The sequence below is a fragment of the Deminuibacter soli genome, assembly GCF_003412455.1.
GTDB classification, from domain to species: domain Bacteria; phylum Bacteroidota; class Bacteroidia; order Chitinophagales; family Chitinophagaceae; genus Deminuibacter; species Deminuibacter soli.
This window is the reverse complement of the sequence record NZ_QTJU01000009.1, coordinates 117,049-133,733: the sequence shown is the minus strand read 5'-3', so window position 1 is coordinate 133,733 and position 16,685 is coordinate 117,049. Positions and strand designations below refer to the sequence as shown.

At 48.2% G+C, this 16,685-nt stretch carries 14 protein-coding genes; 7 read left to right on the top strand and 7 right to left on the bottom strand.

Going from position 1 to position 16,685, the window contains the following annotated elements; genetic code table 11:
• The first annotated feature begins 174 nt into the window (after positions 1-174).
• A complete protein-coding gene (locus tag DXN05_RS19955; RefSeq protein WP_116849054.1) occupies positions 175-2,130 on the top strand; it encodes a sialate O-acetylesterase in 1,956 nt (651 codons plus the stop codon).
• A gap of 521 nt (positions 2,131-2,651) precedes the next feature.
• Here the strand turns inward: DXN05_RS19955 and DXN05_RS19950 are convergent.
• From DXN05_RS19950 to DXN05_RS19940, 4 genes are all read right to left on the bottom strand, one after another.
• Positions 2,652-4,505: an ABC transporter ATP-binding protein gene (locus DXN05_RS19950; RefSeq protein WP_170148883.1), complete on the bottom strand. Its 1,854-nt coding sequence runs from the start codon at positions 4,503-4,505 to the stop codon at positions 2,652-2,654.
• Between the two features lie 39 nt (positions 4,506-4,544).
• Positions 4,545-4,721, bottom strand: a complete 177-nt coding sequence (locus DXN05_RS24765; RefSeq protein WP_158559363.1) for a hypothetical protein — start codon at positions 4,719-4,721, stop codon at positions 4,545-4,547.
• Positions 4,722-5,012: 291 nt separating this feature from the next.
• Entirely contained in the window at positions 5,013-5,465 is a 453-nt protein-coding gene (locus tag DXN05_RS19945) for an acyl-CoA thioesterase (RefSeq protein WP_116849053.1), read from the bottom strand.
• Between the two features lie 10 nt (positions 5,466-5,475).
• Positions 5,476-6,405: a hydroxypyruvate isomerase family protein gene (locus DXN05_RS19940; RefSeq protein WP_245975254.1), complete on the bottom strand. Its 930-nt coding sequence runs from the start codon at positions 6,403-6,405 to the stop codon at positions 5,476-5,478.
• Between the two features lie 253 nt (positions 6,406-6,658).
• Between DXN05_RS19940 and DXN05_RS19935 the strand changes: the two genes are divergently transcribed.
• The gene (locus DXN05_RS19935; RefSeq protein ID WP_116849052.1) at positions 6,659-8,245 is read left to right on the top strand and encodes a peptide chain release factor 3; all 1,587 of its coding nucleotides are present in this window, start codon (positions 6,659-6,661) and stop codon (positions 8,243-8,245) included.
• Positions 8,246-8,419: 174 nt separating this feature from the next.
• Here DXN05_RS19935 and purB read toward each other — a convergent pair whose 3' ends face one another.
• On the bottom strand, positions 8,420-9,766 hold the full coding sequence (gene purB, locus DXN05_RS19930) for an adenylosuccinate lyase (RefSeq protein ID WP_116849051.1): 1,347 nt from the start codon (positions 9,764-9,766) through the stop codon (positions 8,420-8,422).
• A gap of 59 nt (positions 9,767-9,825) precedes the next feature.
• On the opposite strand from purB, the gene DXN05_RS19925 reads away from it, so the two are divergent.
• Entirely contained in the window at positions 9,826-10,590 is a 765-nt protein-coding gene (locus tag DXN05_RS19925) for a menaquinone biosynthetic enzyme MqnA/MqnD family protein (RefSeq protein WP_116849050.1), read from the top strand.
• 19 nt (positions 10,591-10,609) lie between these two features.
• Here DXN05_RS19925 and DXN05_RS19920 read toward each other — a convergent pair whose 3' ends face one another.
• Positions 10,610-12,136 (bottom strand): lipopolysaccharide biosynthesis protein, encoded by a 1,527-nt coding sequence (locus DXN05_RS19920; protein ID WP_147314009.1) that lies wholly within the window; start codon positions 12,134-12,136, stop codon positions 10,610-10,612.
• A 484-nt stretch (positions 12,137-12,620) separates the two neighbouring features.
• On the opposite strand from DXN05_RS19920, the gene DXN05_RS19910 reads away from it, so the two are divergent.
• From DXN05_RS19910 to DXN05_RS19895, 4 genes are read left to right on the top strand one after another with little or no spacing between them, the layout of a single operon-like run.
• The gene (locus DXN05_RS19910; protein ID WP_116849047.1) at positions 12,621-13,352 is read left to right on the top strand and encodes an FkbM family methyltransferase; all 732 of its coding nucleotides are present in this window, start codon (positions 12,621-12,623) and stop codon (positions 13,350-13,352) included.
• A gap of 7 nt (positions 13,353-13,359) precedes the next feature.
• Positions 13,360-14,244, top strand: coding sequence for a glycosyltransferase family 2 protein (locus tag DXN05_RS19905; protein ID WP_158559361.1), 885 nt, complete (start codon positions 13,360-13,362; stop codon positions 14,242-14,244).
• A complete protein-coding gene (locus tag DXN05_RS19900; RefSeq protein WP_116849045.1) occupies positions 14,241-15,209 on the top strand; it encodes a glycosyl transferase in 969 nt (322 codons plus the stop codon). Before DXN05_RS19905 ends, DXN05_RS19900 begins: the two co-directional genes overlap by 4 nt.
• Before the next feature lie 41 nt (positions 15,210-15,250).
• Entirely contained in the window at positions 15,251-15,892 is a 642-nt protein-coding gene (locus tag DXN05_RS19895) for a class I SAM-dependent methyltransferase (protein ID WP_116849044.1), read from the top strand.
• 4 nt (positions 15,893-15,896) lie between these two features.
• Here the strand turns inward: DXN05_RS19895 and DXN05_RS19890 are convergent, their stop codons facing one another.
• Complete coding sequence (locus DXN05_RS19890; protein WP_116849043.1) at positions 15,897-16,682, bottom strand: glycosyltransferase; 786 nt, start codon at positions 16,680-16,682, stop codon at positions 15,897-15,899.
• Positions 16,683-16,685: the final 3 nt, after the last annotated feature.

Sequence of the window (16,685 nt, the reverse complement as noted above, 5' to 3'; positions counted from 1 at the left end):
TGAAGTTGCATGTTACTCAACACGTGGTTGATCGTTCAATTGTTCAAGTGTTCAAATGAAACCACCGAACCGTCATTTGTCATTTCAACAATTATTTAACGTGCCTCACCGATACGGTGTTTTTTTTCGGGGTTAAATAAGTAAGTTGCACCATACTGTAATTGTCTAATGCATATGAAAAAAAATCTTTTGCTGGCAGCATCCCTGCTGCTGGGTGTCTCAGCTTTCAGTACGGTGCGTTTACCCAATATTTTCGGCAGCGGTATGGTGCTGCAACGCGGCAAACCCATTACGGTATGGGGCTGGGCCGACAAGGGGGAGCAGGTAACCGTTCAGTTCAACCACCAGTCTAAAACAGTAACTACAGGTGCAGACGGCAAATGGATGGTGCAGCTGCGTGCCGAACAGGCCGGCGGCCCATACACTTTGCAGGTAAATGGTACCAACAGCATTACACTCAGCGATGTGCTGATGGGTGATGTATGGATTTGCAGTGGCCAGTCGAATATGGAATTTCATGTAAGTGGTGTGGTAAATGCCAAACAGGAAATCCAGCAGATCAACAATCCCAATATCCGTCACTTTTATTTACCCAGAACCGTATCGGGCACACCGAAAGATGATGTGGACAAAAGCGCCTGGCTGCCGGCCAACCCGGCGAATGCAGGAGATTTTACTGCAGTAGGTTATTTCTTTGCAGAAGCGTTGTACCAGAAATTGCATGTGCCCATTGGTTTGATTCATACATCATGGGGCGGTACGGATGTGGAGACATGGATTAGTCCTGACGGTATTGCGGGCGATCCGCAGCTGAAGCAGGCGGTAGCAACTGTAAAACCCGGTGATGTGGAAGCACTGGCCAAACGCCAGCACGAAAAAATGATGCAGCTGATTCAGCAGCTGCAGAACGGCTTACCTGCACCGGGTGCAACGGCAAGCTGGAACCAGGCTGATTTTAACGACCAGTCATGGCCTGTTATGGCACTGCCCGCACTCTGGGAAACCAAACAACTTGTAAACTTTGACGGAACGGCGTGGTTCAGGAAAACCATTACCGTAGATGCGGCCGATGCGGGTAAAACAGCCGTATTATCGCTCGGTACTATTGATGATATTGATGACAGTTATGTAAACGGTGTGCATGTAGGCAGCAGTAAAGTATACAATGACAAACGTGTGTACACTATTCCCGCAGGCGTATTGAAAGCCGGTAAGAATGTGATTGCCGTGAAGGTGCTTGATACCGGTGGTGGCGGCGGCATATACGGTGATGCTGCGGAAATGTTTCTTGATGTAAACGGGCACAAACAATCATTAACAGGCAACTGGTCTTTCCAGGTGGAAGCCATATCGACCATCAGTACTTCGGTAGGTCCTAATTCCATGCCTTCGTTGCTGTACAACGCCATGATCAATCCTTTGCTGCCACTGTCTGTTAAAGGCGCTATCTGGTACCAGGGAGAAAACAATGCAGGCCGTGCTTACCAGTACCGCACTTCGTTCCCGCTGATGATCACCGACTGGCGCAAACATTTTAAGCAGGGTAATTTCCCTTTTTACTTTGTACAGCTGGCCAGCTTCAATTCCGCAGGCGGCAATGCCAATGGCAGCACATGGGCCGAGTTGCGTGAAGCGCAAACCCGCACGTTGTCATTACCTGCAACAGGCATGGCTGTTACCACGGATATTGGTGAATCAAAAGATATTCATCCCAAAAACAAACAGGATGTAGGCAAAAGACTGGCCGCTGTTGCGTTGCACAATACCTATGGTTTAAGCAGCGAATATACCGGGCCTGTTTATGCATCTATGAAAACAAGCGGCAGCCAGGTTACGCTATCGTTTACCCATGCAGAAGGTATGCAAACCAAAACCGGAACTGATGTGCTGAAAGGCTTTTACGTTGCCGGTGCAGACAAGCAGTTTTATCCTGCAGCAGCTACAATTCATGGCAGCACGGTAGTGGTATCTGCAGCTAATGTAGCACACCCGGTAGCAGTGCGTTATGCCTGGGCAGATGATGCTGGTGAAGCCAACCTGTTTAACAATGCCGGTTTTCCTGCAGTGCCTTTCCGCACAGATCAATGGAAGGGCATAACGGAAGGCAAGGTGTATACGTTGGCGAAGTGAGTGGGAAAGCCATCGAGAGTCGAGACATCGACAGTCGAGATGATCTGAGCGAGCATTAGTTTCGAGAATCGAGACATCGACAGTCGAGACCGTGAATCGTCAGTCGTGAGTGATCTGAGCGAGTATTAATTTCGAGAATCGAGACATCGACAGTCGAGACCGTGAATCGTCAGTCGTCAGTCGTGAGTGATCTGAGCGAGTATTAATTTCGAGAATCGAGACATCGACAGTCGAGACCGTGAATCGTCAGTCGTCAGTCGTGAGTGATCTGAGCGAGTATTAGTTTCGAGAATCGAGACATCGACAGTCGAGACCGTGAATCGTCAGTCGTCAGTCGTGAGTGATCTGAGCGAGTATTAGTTTCGAGAATCGAGACATCGACAGTCGAGACGATCGTAGCAAGTATTATAGGTTTCGCCGGAGGCGATTTGCACTAAACAAGGTTACAGCTCTTAGCATGACGCTATGAGTTGTTTTCTTTATAACCATCAAGCCATCAAACTATATAACCATCCCACCATCTATCTGTATCCCGCAGCCTGCAGCTGAAACAGTTCGGCGTAGCGGCCTTGTTTGGCGAGCAGTTCTTCGTGGCTGCCTATTTCAAGAAGCTGGCCTTTGTCGAGCACGAGTATGCGGTTGGCCATGCGTACCGTGGAAAAACGGTGGGAGATGAGGATGGCTGATTTGCCCTGTGTGAGTTCGGCGAAGCGTTGAAACACTTCGTACTCTGCGCGGGCGTCGAGGGCGGCGGTGGGTTCGTCGAGTATCAATACCTGGGCATTGCGCATGTAAGCCCTTGCCAGTGCGAGCTTTTGCCATTCGCCGCCGGAGAGGTCCACGCCGTTGTTGAAGCGGCGGCCCAGTGCCTGGTCGTACCCATTGGGTAGTTTGGCGGCCAGTGCATCGGCCAGACTTTGCCGCGCGGCTTCTGCAATCAGCGGCCGGTTTTCTTTCTCGCCAATATTACCTACTGCAATGTTCTGCGAAAAGCTCATCTGGTACCGCAGGTAATCCTGGAATATCACACCAATGTTCTGGCGCAGCTGTACCAGGTCGTACTGCCGCAGGTCAATGCCATCCAGCAGAATGCGGCCTTCTGTGGGGTCATATAAACGGGCGAGTAATTTTACCAGTGTTGTTTTGCCTGCACCGTTTTCACCCACAAGCGCCAGTTTTTCGCCTGCATGCAGGGTAAAATTAAGATGCCGGTTGGCCCAGCGTTCTGAGTTGGTATAACGGAAACCCACATTCTCAAAGCGAAAGCCTTCGCGCAGCGGCTGCGGAAAAGGCAATGGATGTGGTGGCTGGTTGATCTGTGGTTGTATATCGAAGAAATCAAAATAATCACGCAAATAAATGGCGCCTTGCGAAATGGTGGTGAAACGGCCCAGTATGCCTTCGAGCAAACTGCGCAGCTGCCTGAACGAACCGGCAAGGAAGGTGAGGGTACCGATGGTGATGGAGCCGTTGATGGTTTTATAAATGATATAACCATAAGCCGCATAATAACCGATACTGCCCAGTAAGGCAAACACAGTACCCCAGGCAGAACGCTGTATGGTTAATGCGCGGCTGCTTACATAAAATTTGTTGGAGAGCGCTTTAAAGCGATCGATGATAAAACCGGAGAGGTTAAAGATCTTTACTTCCTTCGCTGTTTCGTCGCTGGCGCCCAGGTAACGCGTGTAATCCAGCTCGCGGCGTTGTGCGGTTTGCGCGCGGGTAAGCGCATAACTCTTGTTGTTGAAATGCGATTCACCGAGAAAAGCGGGTACAATGGCGGCGAGCAGCAATACAATGAGCCATGGATTGAACACCACGAACCCTACAATGAGGAAACCCATGGTAATTAAATCCTGCACCTGGCTTAGTACCTGTGATAACAGGATGGTACGGCCGGTGGTTTGCTGCCTTGCCCTTTCCAGTTTATCGTAAAACACCGAATCTTCAAACTGGTCAAGGTCAAGTGTGGCCGCGTGTTCCATTATTTTAACGGAAGTGAGGTTGGCGAATAAATCACCCAGCAGGCTGTCTACCAGGCTCACCGCGCGGCTCAGTGCATCTGATAAAACGGCCAGCCCGAATTCAATACCCACGAGCTTCCAGAGATAGGTGTGCGAGGGTATGGTGTTGTGTGTGCTGTTCAGCAGCACCACTTCGTCTATAATCAGTTTGCCTACATACAATATCGCCAGCGGTAATGCAGCGCGTATAACACGCAGTAAAATGTTCACCAGCGTCATCCAGGCGCTGGCGCTCCATACCAGTTTAAAAAATGCGGGTAATACGCGTAATGCTGCCAATCTATCTTTAAAACTCACCTGGTCTGTTGCCTTTACGGCAGCAGGCGTCGTTATTTTTCTCCACTTCATTACACCAAGTTACGCAAATACACCCAAGCCCGGCTGCGGCTATTCTGTTGTGTTGTGCCTTGCATACAGCTGCTGTACCTTGTTTTCGAGCCAGGCAGTATTTACAGGCTGGTGACTGGTTTGTTGTATCTGTTCTATAATTTGCTGTTGGCTGTATTGTTTTTGTTCAATCATTTGCACAATGGCAGTGATCATCCCATACTCGCTTGCGTCCATACTATGCTTCTTGTTTTTCTACCCGTTTAAGCGACAAATGTAACGTTGCAGCGCGTAATTTCTGTTTGTTATTCGAGGAAAAATTGCTTAGATTAAATCAATGTACAAACATGTATGCAGGGCAACCAGGAGCGTGGTTAAAGAGGCGGCTTCGCCGCGTGTTTTTTCTTTGGTGAAAAGTGAATAGTCAATGATCTAAGCGGGTTCAATGGTGCTTTGGGGAAGGATGTCATGATTCGGGAAAGGAAAAGCACACGAGGGCAGGGCCTGGTGTGCTTTTGTATGTCATTTTCAAATTGCCCCGTCTTCGTCCCAGCTGAAGTTGTCGGTGCGGGGCACGTCTTCCATGAGGTGGAGCAATTTGGCAGGCGGGGCAATAAGCTTGCGGGCCTGGGTATCCATAAAAGCGCCGTCTACGTTGATAATGGCTGCCAGGGTATCCCCGTTTTTGATGATCTGGTGTGTCCAGCCCCAGCGGCTGTAATCGCGGCGGGCACGTCGCAATTTTACATCTACGGCAATCGTATCGCCCATGCGTATTTCCCGTTTAAAAATGGCTTCTTCCCTGAATAAAATAGGGCCAATATTGTTCTGCAGCAGGAACATGGTATCTACTCCCTGGTATTGCAGGTAATATAAACGTGTGCTGGCACCCCAATCGTAATACACGCTGTGCCGCACATGAAAATTCGGGTCAAGGTCTGCCCACTGAACAGGGAACGATTGCGTAAATGGTTGCGCCATAGCTTGTGTTTTACATAAAATTATCGGCATCGCGGTAAGCGGCTACCAGGGCTTTTTCGCCATCAACGCCCTTGCCCGAAATGCCGTGCTCCATACCTAACACCCCTTTGTAGCCCTTGTTGTACAGGTGCTTGAAAATGTTTTTGTAATTCACCTCGCCGGTGCCGGGTTCTTTGCGGCCGGGGTTATCACCAATCTGGAAATAGGCAATCTCATCCCAGGTTTGGTTAATGTGGTTAATGATATCGCCTTCATTGCGCTGCATGTGGTACATGTCGAACAGTATTTTGCACGAGGGGCTGTTTACTGCTTTGCAGATCATGTAGGTTTGGGCAGAGGTACGTAAAAACAGGTCGGGCGTATCGCTCAGCGGTTCGAGCACCATAACAAGTTTGTGCGGCTCGAGGATGGCAGCACCCTGGCGCAGTGCGCTGATCACATTGGCGGTTTGTACATCCAGCGGCAGCCTGTTGTAAAAATCGCCGGGTACTACGGTTACCCAGGTGGCGTTGATGCGTTTGGCGGCTTCTACTGCCTGGCGGCATCCTTTCAGGAAAATATCGATGTATTCCTGTTTGCCGGCAGCCAGGGTATTGGCGCCGTTTCCGCCTTTGTCAACCACGAAAACGCCCATCTGCATGCCCAGTTTGGCCATGGTGTTGCCGATTTTTTCCTGCTGGTCAACCGGGCGGTTTACAAACCCATTGTCTTCCATGGCCCTGAAACCCAGGTCGTACGCGAATTTCAGCTGATCGGTGTATTCCTTCCCGGCCTGTTCTTTAAACATGCCGTCGTGTACGCCGTAATTCAGGTGAAACGGGGTGCCTTCGGCCGGGGTTGTTGTGTTGGCGGCGCTGGCTGAGGCGGTGAGTTTTCCGGCGACCATTGCGCCACCGGTAAGCAGTGAATTCCGGATAAAGTCTTTTCGTTGCATAGGCATAACATCGTGTTGTGATACGGGCTGTGTAGTAATGTTTTAGGTGTTTGGTTCAGCGCCATACCGTGTTTGGTAATTTGTGGCTCCTAATGTAAGGCTAAATATTTACAGCACATGCCATTAATGCCCAAAATAGCCAAAATGGTAAGGGGCAAAATTGTACCTTTGCAAGCTGAAAAAAAGCCGGGGAAACAGGCTGCGGCTGTTCAACTGCCAGCAAGCCTGTATATGCAGCCCCTGCCGGACTTTACAAAATATGAAATACGAAAAGGAAATTAACCGTCGCAAAACATTCGCTATCATTTCGCACCCGGATGCCGGTAAAACAACGTTAACAGAAAAATTCCTGTTGTTTGGTGGCGCCATTCAAACTGCGGGCGCGGTAAAAAGCAATAAAATAAAAAAACATGCCACGAGCGATTTCATGGAAATTGAACGCCAGCGTGGTATCTCGGTCGCTACTTCGGTAATGACCTTCGAATATCATGATCACCTCATTAACCTGCTGGATACACCCGGTCACAAAGACTTTGCAGAAGATACCTACCGTACGCTGACTGCCGTTGACAGCGTGGTGCTGGTGATTGACAGCGTGAACGGGGTAGAAGCCCAGACGCGCCGCCTCATGGAAGTGTGCCGCATGCGCGATACACCGGTAATTGTGTTTATCAACAAAATGGACCGTGACGGTAAAAACCGTTTCGACCTGCTCGAAGAAATCGAGAAAGAACTGAGCCTGCCGCTGCACCCCATGACATGGCCCATCAACAGCGGTAAAGACTTTAAAGGTGTATACAACCTGCACGATAAAAGCCTGCTGCTGTTTACCGCAAATACCAAGGCAGAAGAAGAAGACAGCGTGGTAATTGAAGACCTGGATGATAAAGTGCTCGACGAAAAAGTAGGCGAAAAAGATGCCAGCCAGCTGCGTGAAGATGCAGAGCTGATTGAAGGTGTGTATGGTGAGCTGAACGTGCAAAATTACCTGGACGGTAAGGTGGCGCCCGTGTTCTTCGGTAGTGCCATCAACAACTTTGGCGTGAAAGAGCTGCTGGATACATTCATCCGCATTGCACCGGTTCCGCGCAGCCGTGAAACAACCAAGCGCATGCTGTCTGTTGGTGAAGACAAGTTCAGCGGTTTCGTGTTTAAAATACATGCCAACCTCGATCCCAAACACCGCGACCGTATTGCGTTTCTGCGCGTATGCAGCGGCCGTTTTGAGCGCAACAAGTATTATCACCATGTGCGCATTGACAAAGAGATGCGTTTCAGCAACCCATATTCTTTCCTGGCGCGCAGTAAAGATATTATTGAAGATGCCTACCCCGGCGATGTGGTAGGTTTGTTTGATACCGGCAACTTTAAAATCGGCGATACCTTAACGGAAGGCGAAGATTTTTATTTCACCGGTATACCATCCTTTTCTCCTGAAATATTCAAGGAACTGGTGAACAAAGACCCGATGAAAACCAAGCAGCTGGAGAAAGGCGTTAGCCAGTTAACCGATGAAGGTGTAGCCCAGCTGTTCACGCAGTTTGGCGGTAACAAAAAGATTATCGGTTGTGTGGGCGAACTGCAGTTCGAAGTAATACAGTACCGCCTGTTGCAGGAGTATGGTGCAGCCTGTGAGTTTCGCGCGCTGCCGTTTTACAAAGCCTGCTGGTTAACCAGTAACAATGCCGCCAAGCTGGAAGACTTCCTGCGTTTTAAACAGCAGAACTCTGCAGAAGACAAGGACGGACATCCTGTTTACCTCGCGCAAAGCGAATGGTTCCTGAACACGGAGATACAGAACAACCCGGATATACAGTTTCACTTTACGAGTGAGATTCACAAGTAAAAAAGCCTCCCGTTTTGCGGGAGGCTTTTTTATGTTTCAAGTTTAATAGTTTAATGTTTAAAGTTTCCATTTGTGCGAAGGGAGGCCTTAACTGCTTTCTCCCAACTAATCCAACGTTAAACTTCCAACGTTAAACTTCAAACATTAAACTTCAAACAATCACAACGACTGGCGTTAATATTGTGGAGACACACCCGTGTAATTATGCGGTGTAATGGCTTTCAGTTCTTTTTTTACAGCAGCGCTCACGTTGAGTGACTGTATAAAGTGCTGTATATCGGTTTTGGTGATGGCCGATTTGCCTCTTGTTAAATCTTTCAGCGCCTCGTAAGGTTTGGGGTAGTTTTCGCGGCGCAGGATGGTTTGAATGGCTTCTGCCACTACGGCCCAGTTGTCTTCCAGGTCTTGTTTCAGTTTGGCTTCATTGAGCAGCAGTTTACCCAGGCCTTTTTCAATAGAACGCAGTGCAATGGCTACATGCGCTACGGGAACACCGAGGTTGCGCAGCACAGTGCTGTCTGTAAGGTCGCGCTGCAGGCGGCTTACAGGCAGTTTGCCAGACAGGTGTTCGAGCAGGGCATTGGCAATACCGAGGTTGCCTTCTGCATTTTCAAAATCGATGGGGTTTACTTTATGCGGCATGGCAGAAGAACCTACTTCCCCCTTTTTTACCTGCTGTTTAAAGTAGTCCATGCTGATATACGTCCATATATCGCGGCAAAGATCGATGAGAATATTGTTGATGCGTTTAATGGCATCGAGATGGGCGGCAAGGTTATCGTAGTGCTCAATCTGCGTGGTAAACTGCATGCGTTGCAGCGACAACCTGTTTTCTACAAACTCGTTGCCCAGTGCCACCCAGTTTTTAGCAGGGAAGGCCACTGCGTGTGCATTGAAATTACCCGTAGCGCCGCCGAATTTGGCTGCATAGGGAATGTGGGAGAACAGCTGCACCTGGTTATCGATGCGTTCTACAAATACCATCAGCTCCTTGCCCAGCTTGGTGGGGGAAGCGGGTTGACCGTGGGTGCGGGCCAGCATGGAAATATCCCTCCAGGTGGCAGCCAGCTCGTGCAGGTTTTTCTGCAGGTTCAGGATACCGGGCAGGTATTCATTTTCCATGCAGTGTTTCCAGCTCAGGGGGATAGAAGTATTGTTGATGTCCTGCGAGGTTAAACCGAAATGTATCCATTCTGTTACATCGGTAATGCCTGCTTTTTCCAATTGTTCTTTCAGGAAATATTCAACCGCTTTTACGTCGTGGTTGGTTACTGCTTCAATCTGTTTAATCTGCTGTGCGTTGTCGATGCTGAAATTATCAGCCACTGCGCGCAGGGCAGTCCTGCCTTTGGCCGCAAGTTTGAAGATCTTTTTGTCGGCCAGGAAAAGAAAATATTCCACTTCTACCAGCACCCGGTATTTGATTAACGCATATTCTGAGAAATACTCATCCAGAAAAGCCACCTGTTTGCGGTAACGGCCATCTACCGGTGAAATGGCAGTGAGATTGTTTAACTCCATGATTCTGTTTTAAACGGCTTTGCTTTTTATCAATGTGAGAAAATGCGGAAGCCTTACTTTTGCACGCAAAAATAGACGAATTGAAGAAGATACGCGTTGGCGCAGTCAGTTATTTGAACACGAAACCCCTTTTATACGGGGTAAAACGCTCTGCAGCCCTTATGGAAAGGACTGACCTGCTGGAAGAATACCCCAGCCGTATTGCGCAGATGCTGGTTGACGGAACCATTGACGTGGGGCTGGTGCCGGTGGCGGTGATCCCGAAACTGAAGGAATGGCATATTGTATCGGATTATTGCATTGGCGCCGTTCGTCCCGTGGCTTCCGTATGCCTTTTCAGTGAAGTACCCATTGAACAGGTGGAAAAAGTGCTGCTCGATTACCAGAGCCGCAGCTCGGTAAACCTGGCCAAAATACTGCTGAAACACCACTGGAAACAGGCGCCTGTACTGGAAGACGGCAGGCAGGATTACCGCGAACACATTAAAGGCACTACGGCAGGAGTGGTGATTGGCGACCGGGCGCTGGAGCAGCGTAAAATATCGCCGTATGTGTACGACCTGGCCGGGGAATGGATCAGCTTTACCGGTTTGCCGTTTATGTTTGCGGCCTGGGTATCCAACAAGCCCTTGCCTGAAGACTACCTGCAGCTGTTCAACCAGGCCAATGCAGTAGGGTTGCAGCACCTGGATGCAGTGATTGCTGAAAACCCTTACGATGTGTATGACCTGCATACTTATTACACACAGAACATTGATTATATCGTAACCGAAGAAAAACGGCAGGGACTGGCGAAGTTCCTGGAATTGCTGAAAACGGTATAAGCTTAAGTCCTTACCGGTATCAGCGCTTGATCCAACCGAAAGCCATACCTGTGTATTTTTTCAGCAGGCCGTTTATTTCGTCAGATATCCTGAAATAATAAAGACCGGGTATAAACAATGCAAGAAATACCAGTGAGCGTACACAAACATCGGGTGCACGGCGTACTACCTTGGGTAATTGCATCTGCAGGTGCATTTCAGGCAGGGCATAGGCAATTAGGCCGCATACCAGGGCAAGCATTATTACCAGCAGGTGTTTCCAGGTGTAAGGCTGCTGTTTGAATTTATACCAGAGAAAACTGAAACGCATCAGGTTAAAGAAAGTCAGTGACAGCAAGGAAGAATAAGCTGCGCCGATGAGGCCATAGTGGGAGATCAGTATATAGTTAAGCGGGATAGCGAGCGATGTATACACCGCGTTGAAAATAAAATCCGTTTTCCAGTAACTGGATGTGCCGATGATTTGCGCATTGGCGCCAGTGCCCAGGTCAATCAGCTTGCCAATGCCCATAAAGAAAATCACGGTGCCGATGCCTTTGTAATCACCACTCAGCGAAGCTTCGAAATTATGGGAGTTAAGCAGGGTAAGACTAAACATGATAAGTCCCACCACAAGCAGGTTGGTCACGCTTTTATTATAGATATGGTTGATGTTGGCCATATCCTTGTTGCGCCAGGATTCTGACAAAATGGGAATGCTGATGGAGGTAATGCTGCGCTGCGGAATTTCCATCAGTGTAACCACATAGGTAGCAATGGTGAAAACCGCTGCGCCTGCCAGGCCGTTTTCGGTTTTGGCAGCGATGATCATCGTGTCTGAGGTTTTAGACAGCAGGTTCAGGAATTGTGCGCCAAACAAAAACAAACCGAAGTTGGCCATACGTCCCTTCATTCTGCGTGTAACGCTGCTGATATGCGGCACCAGTGCAAAACCTTCGCTCCGGCGCAGGCTCCACAGCAATAACAATACGGCAGGCAGGTAGGCAAACGAAAATATCCACAGCAATTGTGTAAGGTTAATGAGGCCTGTTGCAAACAATACCATCAGCACCACAAATATCAGCCGGTGGGTGGTTTCCTTAATGGTATTGGACAGTACTGTTTTCTTGAATGACCAGGCAAAACATTCCATCCACATATACAGCAACATGAAAAGGCAAAAAGGATATACGAGGTAGTAATAATCAACAAAAAGTTTGGACTGTGTAGAGTACTTGCGTATGATCACCGGTTTCAAAAAATGCCCTATAATCAGCATCAGCGTAAAGCCCAGCAGGCAAATAACAAGTGTAACAAACGGGAGATCATTTTTTTTTGCAGGCAGGTAACTCTGGTAAAACGGGAAGAATTTGTAAATCACCGGCAGCGAACCGAAAGTGCAGAAAGTAGCCATGGTAAGGCCAATATCGGTGATCATCCGTGTTAAGCCAAGTTGTTCGGCGGTTAATATCTGGGGTGCCAGCAGTAAGATATTGAACGCACCGAGCGCAAAACCAAACATGATAATGAACGTAGAACGAATGCTTTGCTTTTGAATGATACCCATTTCAACAATACTGCGGTGTAAAATACCTGCAAGATGCACCAAAACAGCCGGAAAAAGCCAAAACGGCGGGATTCTTTTGCCCTCCGGTACCACGGTGTTGGTGCCTGGCTTAATGTTGCAACATTTTTTACGCCTTGTTTTTAAAGCCTTATACTGAAAATATAATTCCTGTGCAGTTAAATGGTATATACCAGGGCTATGCTCATTACGGAGCCGGCAATGGCATCTATATCCAGCGTGTTAACAGTGCGTGGGATGGCAGGTACAAAAATGTGCCCCAGCCCCGGGTACCTTATGTGTACTGGATTTTGGCGAAAACATTGTGCGGTGATGTAACCAGGAAGGTACGCTGGTGCTCATCCGTTAAAGAGCGTGTTAACGCAGAAAGCGCAGCACCAAAAAATAACCGGGCGCATCAGCAGAAAACGGAGTTTGTCTTATATTTACCGCTTTCGACCGGTAAACGGCGAAGTCATAGCATTTTATGAAAGAATTAATCAGGAAATTCCTACAGCGTTTTGGTTACGATATCGTAAAATATAACCGGCCATTTGTGCCCGGCGAAATCAGCCGTGAATCGGTAGAGCAGGAGCTGAAATGGCTGAAAGCTTACCAGTTTGCTGCTGTTGTGGATATTGGCGCAAACGACGGCCAGTTTTCTGAAAAAATGCGCCTGCTGCTGCCGGATGCCTTTATCTATGCTTTTGAACCTATTCCGCAATCGTTTCAGCAGCTGCAGCAGCATTTCCGCAATGACAATAAATTCAAGGCGTTTAATGTAGCACTGGGTGAAACAGCCGGTGAACTACAGCTTTTCCAGAACGAATACACGCCCTCTTCTTCGTTGCTGCCAATGGCAGACGCACATATCTCCAATTTTGATACTGCGGTAAAAACACAGCAGATCTCCGTTAAAATAGAACAGCTCGATGCGGTGCTGGATACTGCTGCCCTGCAGCAGCCGCTGCTGGTTAAAATTGATGTGCAGGGTTACGAAGACAAAGTAATTAACGGTGGCGGCCATGTGTTGAAACAGGCTACCATGATCATTTGTGAATTGTCTTTCGTGGAATTGTACAAAGGCCAGCTGCTGTTTGCCGATATCGTTGAAAAACTGAAGCAGCTGGGGTTCAGGTATGCAGGCAGTCTTGAGCAGCTGCGCAGCCCCGAAACCAACCAGGTATTGCAGGCCGATGGTATTTTTGTGAGACAATAACATGGCTATGCAAGCAAAGAGGCCGCTGATCACCATTATTACTCCTGTATACAATGCAGCATCACTGATCGTATCGTGTATCGAAAAACTGCAGCAGCAAAGCTCAGTCGATTTTGAACACCTGGTAGTGGATGGCTTGTCGAACGACAATACTGTTGAACTGGTACGTGACTGCCAGCAACGTTATGCCAACCTGCGCCTGGTAAGTGAAAAAGACCAGGGTGTTTATGATGCCATGAACAAGGGCATTCAGCATGCCAATGGTCAATGGCTTTTTTTCCTGGGCGCAGATGATTACCTGTACAGCACAGATGTGCTGGAAAAAATAGGCACTCACCTGCAACAGGCCGGCAGTGATGTACAGCTCTTGTACGGCAATGTATATTATGAAGCTTACAGCCGCCTGTACGATGGCATGTTTGATCACGAAAAAATATTAAAGCGCAATGTTTGCCACCAGGCTGTTTTTTACCGGGCCACGGTTTTTGCTGCACTCGGCAATTATTCCTTGTTATATCCAAGCGAGGCAGATTATGAATTTAACCTGCGTTGCTGGCTCAGCGGCCGGGTGAAACAAATATATGTACCTTTAACCATTGCCTGGTATGCACAGGGCGGCTTAAGCGGGGCAGGCCGTGATACACAGCTGGTACATGATTACCCGGCTATCACCACCCGGCTGGTAGCGCAGGGACAATGGCCGGCTGCACAAAAAATCAACCTGTTGTCCAAGGTATTCAGGAAGCTGGTACAACGTTACCCGGCTGCCGTGTGGAAGAAAGCATGCCAGGTGCCCGGGCATAGCCTTACCTGTTACCTGGCCATGGCCTGGATGATAGGCACTTTGCCTTTTTACCTGATCTTCAAAAACGACAAGGATTCTCCTGCATGAAAAAAATTGCCTTTACCATCTGCTCCAATAATTACCTTGCACAGGCTTCGTTGCTGGTACAGTCTTTTATGGATTTGAATGCAGATTATGAATTTTATATCGGCCTGGTAGATGATGTACTGCCTTCCATCAGGTATCCTGCGCGTGAAGGGTTGCAAATAATCTCCTGCAGGGAAGTAGTACCCGCAGCCCTGTTGCAGCAAATGGCAGCCAGGTATAAAATTGTAGAACTGAATACCAGCGTAAAGCCTTTTTATGTGGAGTATTTCTTTAACAAATACGATAACTGCCAGGTTATTTACCTTGACCCGGATATTTATGTGTACAACAGTTTCAAGGAAATTGATGACCTGTTGCAGCAGCACGACATGGTTATTACACCGCATTGTTTAACGCCCATTCCGCTGGACGGCCATCACCCGCAGGAGCGTGCTTTTACCAAGTATGGTGTTTACAACCTGGGTTTTATAGCGCTGCGTAAATCACCTGACAGCAGTGCCTATATCCAGTGGCTGAAAGAGCGCCTTGCTGCTTTGTGTTATGCCGAAGCAGAGCTGGGTGTATACACCGATCAGTTGTGGGTAAACCTGTTGCCGGTATTTTTCAATAACGTATACGTGTCCCGCCACCCGGGCATGAATGCAGCTTTCTGGAACCTGCATGAACGGCAATTTTCTGAGCAGAACGGCCGCTATAAGGTAAATGATGCCTGTGATCTGCTGTTCTTTCATTTCAGTTCGTTCAGAATTAACAGCTGGCAGTCACTGGCAAGTTATCAAACACGTTACACTGTTGAAACACGTCCGGATGTAAAAACACTGTTTGAGCAATATGCAAAAGCATATCAGCATGCCAAAACAGTATACAGCTCGCAGGTGCCCTGTGTGTTTACCCAACGAAGCCTGCTGGGTAAATGGCAATATTATTACAACAGGTACCGCATTAGAAAAGACCTGGCTGTTTAAAATCAACATACAACCAATTCATTTATAAAAACATCGTCTTTATGGGTTATATCAGCTTTTCAATGCCTCGTGAAATTGTGCTGCAGTTTAAAGACAAGGGCAATATCCGCAACTTTATAGAAACAGGCACCTACCAGGGTGGCACAAGCTTTTGGGCTGCGCGCCATTTTGAACAGGTGGCCACCGTAGAAATAGATCCGGCTATCAGCAAGGCTACTGCTTCAAAGCCCGACTGCCCGGCCAATATCCGGTTTTATGTGGGCAACAGCAAGGATGTGTTGCCTGAGATGGTAAAACCGCTCACCGGCCGTTCTATTTTCTGGCTGGATGGACATTGGTGTAATGTAACAGAAATGGGCAAGGATATGGAATGCCCCCTGATGGACGAGATAAGGGCACTGGCACACCTGAAAGATGCTGTGATTTTGATTGATGATGCGCGCGCTTTCCTTGGCCCTTTGCCCCCGCCGCACAACAATGCAGACTGGCCCCGTATTGACGAGGTTTTCGCATTGCTGAAACAGCAATACCCCGATAACCTGGTAACAATTGCTGACGATGTTATTTACTGTATACCGCCAGATTTGATAGGTGTATATGATGCGGATTATGTGGCACAGTTTGAGCGCCGTTTCGGTCAGAAAAATACAGGGTTGCTGAGCAGGATACTAAATAAAAAGTAAGCGCTTACACGTTTTCCATTTTCAGGGCAACCTTTAATTTATACAGCTGGTGTCCAACCGGTGAATGCAGCAGGTAATGCAACAGTTTAAGGCGTATTTGCCAGGCATCGAGCCTGAGTGAGCTGCCGAAATAACTTTTGTATACCTGCTTGTTTTGTTTAAGGGATTCCATGTAATTCTGCTGGCTGGTGCCGTCCGGTGCAAAAACAATTAATGGTTCGGGCACAAACAGCATGGGTTCTGCGGCAATGCGGCATACAAAATCATAGTCCATGGCTATGGAAATATTTTCCTTGTATAAACCATACTGGTCATGCAGGTCTTTGCGAACAAACATGCTTTGGTGTGCCAGGCTGCGCATTCCCCTGTATAGTTTTGAAGCTTCAAACGGTTTGCCGATTGTGACCCATATGTTGCCGCGCAGCAGCTGGTATTTGCCATGCAGCCAGCGTATGTCCGGGTTTTGTTCAAATGCTTTTGTTACAATGGCGAGTATGTGTTCGTTAATGTAATAGTCTGCCGAGTTCAGCATGTTTACAATATCGCCTGTTGCGCGTAGTACGCCTTTGTTAAATGCATCGGCAATACCGCGGTCGCGTTCACACAGCCATTTGCGGTAAGCGGGCTGGGGCGTATGCTGCAGGTAATCGCGTATTTCATTATTTGATGAGCCATCTATAATCCAGTGCTCATACGGAGGGGTGGTTTGCATGTCAACTGAAGCACAGGTTACCTTTAATTCTTCCAGGTTATTGAAACAGATGGTAATAACAGATATACGCGTGTTCATACT